General features: G+C 71.6%; 8 protein-coding genes. 5 read left to right on the top strand and 3 right to left on the bottom strand.

Annotation, left to right across the window (positions count from 1 at the left end):
• Positions 1 to 64: 64 nt before the first annotated feature.
• Positions 65 to 286, bottom strand: a complete 222-nt coding sequence (locus ACFWU6_RS33485) for a DUF397 domain-containing protein (RefSeq protein ID WP_383799309.1) — start codon at positions 284 to 286, stop codon at positions 65 to 67.
• Positions 287 to 299: 13 nt separating this feature from the next.
• On the bottom strand, positions 300 to 1,184 hold the full coding sequence (locus ACFWU6_RS33480) for a helix-turn-helix domain-containing protein (protein ID WP_383985238.1): 885 nt from the start codon (positions 1,182 to 1,184) through the stop codon (positions 300 to 302).
• Positions 1,185 to 1,381: 197 nt separating this feature from the next.
• Between ACFWU6_RS33480 and ACFWU6_RS33475 the strand changes: the two genes are divergently transcribed.
• Positions 1,382 to 1,831: an ATP-binding protein gene (locus ACFWU6_RS33475; RefSeq protein WP_383799314.1), complete on the top strand. Its 450-nt coding sequence runs from the start codon at positions 1,382 to 1,384 to the stop codon at positions 1,829 to 1,831.
• 35 nt (positions 1,832 to 1,866) lie between these two features.
• Here ACFWU6_RS33475 and ACFWU6_RS33470 read toward each other — a convergent pair whose 3' ends face one another.
• Positions 1,867 to 2,259, bottom strand: a complete 393-nt coding sequence (locus ACFWU6_RS33470; protein WP_383799317.1) for a VOC family protein — start codon at positions 2,257 to 2,259, stop codon at positions 1,867 to 1,869.
• A 314-nt stretch (positions 2,260 to 2,573) separates the two neighbouring features.
• Between ACFWU6_RS33470 and ACFWU6_RS33465 the strand changes: the two genes are divergently transcribed.
• The 4 genes from ACFWU6_RS33465 to ACFWU6_RS33450 form a co-directional block, all read left to right on the top strand.
• The gene (locus ACFWU6_RS33465) at positions 2,574 to 2,876 is read left to right on the top strand and encodes an urease subunit gamma (RefSeq protein ID WP_383799319.1); all 303 of its coding nucleotides are present in this window, start codon (positions 2,574 to 2,576) and stop codon (positions 2,874 to 2,876) included.
• 13 nt (positions 2,877 to 2,889) lie between these two features.
• Entirely contained in the window at positions 2,890 to 3,201 is a 312-nt protein-coding gene (locus ACFWU6_RS33460; protein WP_266578461.1) for an urease subunit beta, read from the top strand.
• On the top strand, positions 3,194 to 4,915 hold the full coding sequence (locus tag ACFWU6_RS33455; protein ID WP_383985235.1) for an urease subunit alpha: 1,722 nt from the start codon (positions 3,194 to 3,196) through the stop codon (positions 4,913 to 4,915). The genes ACFWU6_RS33460 and ACFWU6_RS33455 overlap by 8 nt, the downstream gene beginning before the upstream one ends.
• Positions 4,916 to 4,928: 13 nt before the next feature.
• Positions 4,929 to 5,366 (top strand): urease accessory protein UreF (locus ACFWU6_RS33450; RefSeq protein WP_383985232.1); only part of this gene is annotated, 438 nt, incomplete at its 3' end.

Genomic DNA, 5,366 nt, shown 5'->3' with positions numbered 1-5,366 from the left:
GCCCCACGCTAGTGCGGTCACAGCGCCAAACGGCCCGTGGCTCCCGTGGCTCCGGGCGGAGCCGCTACGGGTGTACGTCCGCCCGCACGTGTGCGAGGAATCCGTGCCAGGCCGGCCGGGTGAAGAGCACGGCCGGGCCGTCCGTCCGCTTGGAGTCGCGGACGGCCAGTCGGCCGCCGCCGAGGACGGCCGCCTCGACGCAGTTGTTCATTCCGGTGCTGCGGCTGCTCCGCCGCCACCGTGCGCCGGTCAGAAGTCCGCTGGTCGGTAAGAGGGTTGCGGACACGGGGGGTGCCTCCTTACGCGTCGTCAGCGAGGGCGCTGATCAGGTCCGACGAGTCCTGGGGCGGGAGGGCGTGCGCCTGGATGGTGCGGAACGCGGCGCTGTACGCCTCAAGGTCTTCCTTCCGCTCCAGATAGAGGCTACTCGTCAAATGGTCGAGTACCACCACATCCAGATCGGCGATGTTCGGAAATGAGAAGATGACGAACGGCCCGGTGAGGCCGAGATGCCCCCCTACGCTGAACGGCAGTACTTGTAGGCTCACTTGGGGTAGCAGCGACACCGCGGCTAGGTGCCGCAACTGCTCCGCCATCACCCCGGCCCCGCCGATCTGCCGCCGCAGCACCGCCTCGTCCAGGACGGCGCTCAGCTCCAGCGGCGGCTCGGCCCGCAGTACCGCCTGCCGTGCCAGCCGCACCTCGACCAGCGCGTCCACCTTCGGCTCCGGCAGCCCGCCCAGTGCCGCCCTGGTCACGGCCCGTGCGTAGTCGCGCGTCTGGAGCAGCCCCGGCACGACCGACAGCTCCACGGTCCGCGCGGAGCGGGCCCCGGCCTCCAGGCTGATGAAGTCCCGGTACTCCTGGGGCAGCAGACCCCGGTAGTCGTGCCACCACTGGCGGCCCCGCCCGGCGCCGTCCCCGGCCGCGGGACCGGCCGCCGAGGCCGACAGGGCTTCCAGCAGCGCGCGTTGCTGGGGGCTCACGATCTCCCCGTACACGTCGAGGAGCAGGCGGATGTCCTCTGCCTTCACGCCGCTGCGGCCCGTCTCGATACGGCTGATTTTCGACTGGTGCCATCCCGCGAGCCGGGCCGCCTCACCACTCGTGAGTCCGGACCGGTCGCGCAGGGCGCGAAGTTCCTCGCCGAGCTTGCGTCGGCGCACCGCGGGACCGTGTTGCACACCCGCCTCCTTCCACCGGCACGGCTCGCACCGGCCTGCCGTCCACATACGCTCTTCCGTAGCAGAGTTCACCGCAACGAGCGACAGATATATGCAGGTCTTGGGAGAACCGCAGAATCGGCGGCACGATGGGTGGCACTCTGGCGTCCAGCACAGATCCGGGGCGGCTGCGCCCCGGTGGGAAAGGGACCGTCGCCATGGCAGATCTCCAGGAAGCATCCGTCACTCTGCCGAGCGAACCCGCTTCGGTCTCCGCTGCCCGCCGCTACGTGGCACAGGTGCTGGGTGCATGGGGACTGCCCGAGGGCGCCGACACCGGGGACAGCGTCCGGTTGATCGTCTCGGAGCTCGCCACCAACGCCGTGCAGCACACCCTGGGCCAGTCGCCCACCTTCACCGTCGACGTCTGGCTGGAGCGGGGCGAGTGGTTGCGCATCGGCGTGACCGACAGCCACCCGCGCTGGCCCAAGCGGCTCCCCGCCGCCGTCCAGCAGGACAACGGCCGGGGCATGGTCATCATCCGGTGCCTGGCTGCCGAGGCGGGCGGCCGGCTGTCGGTCAGCCCCACCGAGGACGGCGGCAAGACGGTGTGGATCGCCCTGCCCTGGCCGGTGGGAGCGCCCGCCGGCAGCGCCACCGGCGGTTGACCCGCAGCGGAGGCGACCCGGGGTGACGGGACGCCTCAGACGAGACCGCGCTCGGCCGCGCTGCGCTCGATGCACAGTTCGTTGCCCTCCGGGTCGGCGAGCACGACCCAGCCCATCACCCCGTCCTGCGCCCGCCGGTCATCCACGAGCTTCGCGCCGAGGCCGATCAGCCGCTCGACCGTCTCGTCACGGGTGCCGACGGCGGGCTGGATGTCCAGGTGGACCCGGTTCTTGACGGACTTGGCGTCCGGCACCCGGATGAACAGCAGTCCGGGCACGCCCGGCTGCCCCGGCTCGAGCAGGACCTCGTCGTCGCCGTCCACGTCGTCCGGGTGGATCGGGTAGCCCGTCACAGCGGACCAGAACTCGGCGACGCCGTACGGGTCGACGGCGTCGAAGGTGATGTGCCGGACGGGGTTGAGAAACATGCGTCTCCTCGGGCGGCGGCCGTCTGTCGGCTCGTATACGGACGAAGAATCCGGGGCCCCGTGCGGTGAAGCGGGTGCCTCCCCGAAACGTGGGTTAACCCGACGGAAAAGCGCGGCACATAGCGTGGCGGCCACGTTCCTCCGCCAATGATCACCCATCATCCGGTAAAGCGGCGGTGCTCGGGGCGGAAAGCCTTTCCCCGCACGGGGCAAGACATGCTTGGTTCGGACATGCGCAGGTCAACAACGCGTCGACGCCCCCTAAGGTCGGCCCGGCGTGACGTTGATCTTGTCCCGGAAGCTTGGTGATATGTGTGCAACTGACACCACACGAGCAGGAGAAGCTGCTCATCCATGTGGCCGCCGACGTGGCGGAGAGGCGGAGGGCGCGCGGTGTGCGCCTCAACCACCCCGAGGCGATCGCCCTGATCACCTCCCACATCCTCGAAGGCGCGCGCGACGGCCGCACCGTGGCCGAGCTGATGGCCTCCGGGCGCACCGTGCTGCACCGCGACGAGGTCATGGAGGGGATTCCCGAGATGATCCACGACGTCCAGGTCGAGGCGACCTTCCCGGACGGGACCAAGCTCGTCACCGTCCACGACCCGATCGTCTGAGGGGAGTACCCGCATGATCCCCGGCGAAATCGCCTACGGGGACGGCCCGGTGCGCCTCAACGAAGGCCGCCCCGTCACCCGCCTCACCGTGCTCAACGCCGCCGACCGGCCCGTCCAGGTCGGTTCGCACTACCACTTCGCCGAGGCCAACCCCGGCCTCGACTTCGACCGGGCCGCCGCCCGGGGGCTCCGGCTCAACATCGCCGCGGGCACCGCCGTCCGCTTCGAGCCGGGCATCCCCGTCGCCGTGGAACTCGTGCCGCTTGGCGGACTGCGCACCGTACCGGGACTGCGCGGGGAGACCGGAGGGCCGCTCGATGGCTGAGATCCCGCGCCAGGTGTACGCCGACCTCTTCGGCCCGACGGCCGGGGACCGGATCAGGCTGGCCGACACCGACCTCTTCGTCGAGATCGAGCAGGACCTCGGCGGCGGCCCCGGCCGGTCCGGCGACGAGGCCGTCTTCGGCGGGGGCAAGGTGATCCGCGAGTCCATGGGACAGGCCCGCACCACCCGGGCCGAAGGCGCCCCCGACACCGTGGTCACCGGGGTCGTGATCCTCGACCACTGGGGCATCGTCAAGGCGGACCTCGGCATCCGCGACGGCCGCATCTGCGGCATCGGCAAGGCCGGCAACCCCGACACCATGGACGGGGTGGACCCCGCCCTGGTCATCGGACCCGAGACCGAGATCATCGCGGGCAACGGGAAGATCGTCACCGCCGGCGCCATCGACGCGCACGTGCACTTCATCTCCCCGACCGTCGTCGAGGAGGCCCTCGCCTCCGGCATCACCACCCTCGTCGGCGGCGGCACCGGGCCGGCCGAGGGCACCAAGGCCACCACCGTGACGCCCGGATCATGGCACCTGGCCCGGATGTTCGCCGCCCTGGAGGCCTACCCGGTCAACATCGGCCTGCTGGGCAAGGGCAACACCATGTCCCGCGAGGCCATGCACGCCCAACTGCGCGGCGGCGCCCTCGGGTTCAAGATCCACGAGGACTGGGGTGCCACGCCCGCGGTCATCGACGCCTGCCTGGACGTGTGCGACGAGACCGGAGCCCAGCTCGCCATCCACACCGACACCCTGAACGAGGCCGGCTTCGTCGCCGACACCCTGGCCGCCATCCGCGGGAGGACCATCCACTCGTACCACACCGAGGGTGCCGGAGGCGGGCACGCCCCCGACATCATCACGGTGGTCTCCGAGCCCCACATCCTGCCCAGCTCCACCAACCCCACCCGGCCGCACACCGTCAACACCGTCGAGGAACACCTCGACATGCTGATGGTCTGCCACCACCTGAACCCGGCCGTCCCCGAGGACCTCGCCTTCGCCGAATCGCGGATCCGGCCCTCGACGATCGCCGCCGAGGACGTCCTGCACGATCTCGGAGCCATCTCGATCATCTCCTCCGACTCCCAGGCCATGGGCCGCGTCGGCGAGGTCGTCCTGCGCACCTGGCAGACCGCCCACGTGATGAAGAGGAGGCGCGGCTTCCTGAGCGGTGACGGGCCCGCCGACAACCACCGCGCCCGCCGCTACGTCGCCAAGTACACGATCAACCCCGCCGTCGCCCAGGGCCTGGCCCGCGACATCGGCTCGGTCGAGACCGGCAAACTCGCCGACCTGGTGCTGTGGGACCCCGCCTTCTTCGGGGTCAAGCCCGCGCTCGTCATCAAGGGCGGCCAGATCGCCTACGCCCAGATGGGTGACGCCAACGCCTCCATCCCCACGCCCCAGCCCGTCCTGCCCCGACCGATGTTCGGGAGTCTGGGCCGCGCCCCGGGCCTGAACTCGATCAACTTCACCGCGCAGGCCGCCCTCGACGACGCACTCCCCGAGCGCCTCGGCCTCGCCAAGCGGTTCGTCGCCATCGAGAGCACCCGCAAGGTCGGCAAGGCGGACATGCGCAACAACGACGCCATGCCCAGGGTCGAGGTCGACGCCGACACCTTCACGGTCACCATCGACGGCGAAGCCGTCGAACCGGCCCCCGCGGCCGAACTCCCCATGGCCCAGAGATACTTCCTGTTCTGATGGGGCGCCGCCGATGACCCTCGCCGCACTCCTCGTCCTCGCCGACGGCCGCTTCCCCGCCGGGGGGCACGCCCACTCCGGCGGGGCCGAGGCCGCCTGCAGGGCGGGCCGCATCCACGACGCCGCCTCCCTGGAGGACTTCTGCCGGGGACGGCTGCACGCCGCCGGACTCACCGCCGCCGCCCTCGCCGCGGCCGCCGCCCTCGGTGTCGATCCGACCGAACTCGACGCCGCGGCCGACGCCCGCACCCCCTCGCCGGCCCTGCGCGCCGCCGGGCGGCGCCTCGGGCGGCAGCTGATGCGGGCGGCCCGCGCCACCTGGCCGGGGCCCGAACTCGAAGCGCTGGCCGCCGCCTTCCCGCGCGGGGCCCACCAGCCCGTCGTGCTCGGCGTCACCGCCCGGGCGGCCGGGCTCGGTCCGGCCGAGGCCGCCCAGGTGGCGGCGTACGAG

The organism is Streptomyces sp. NPDC058674, assembly GCF_042716505.1.
GTDB lineage: Bacteria > Actinomycetota > Actinomycetes > Streptomycetales > Streptomycetaceae > Streptomyces.
The sequence above is the reverse complement of the archived record's forward strand: the minus strand, read 5'-3'. Positions and strand labels throughout refer to the sequence as shown.

Bases quoted from the DNA above. Each gene is read 5' to 3' on its own strand.
- ACFWU6_RS33475 (WP_383799314.1), top strand. From the start codon at position 1,382: ATGGCAGATCTCCAGGAAGCATCCGTCACTCTGCCGAGCGAACCCGCT.
- ACFWU6_RS33470 (WP_383799317.1), bottom strand. From the start codon at position 2,259: ATGTTTCTCAACCCCGTCCGGCACATCACCTTCGACGCCGTCGACCCG.
- ACFWU6_RS33460 (WP_266578461.1), top strand. From the start codon at position 2,890: ATGATCCCCGGCGAAATCGCCTACGGGGACGGCCCGGTGCGCCTCAAC.
- ACFWU6_RS33455 (WP_383985235.1), top strand. From the start codon at position 3,194: ATGGCTGAGATCCCGCGCCAGGTGTACGCCGACCTCTTCGGCCCGACG.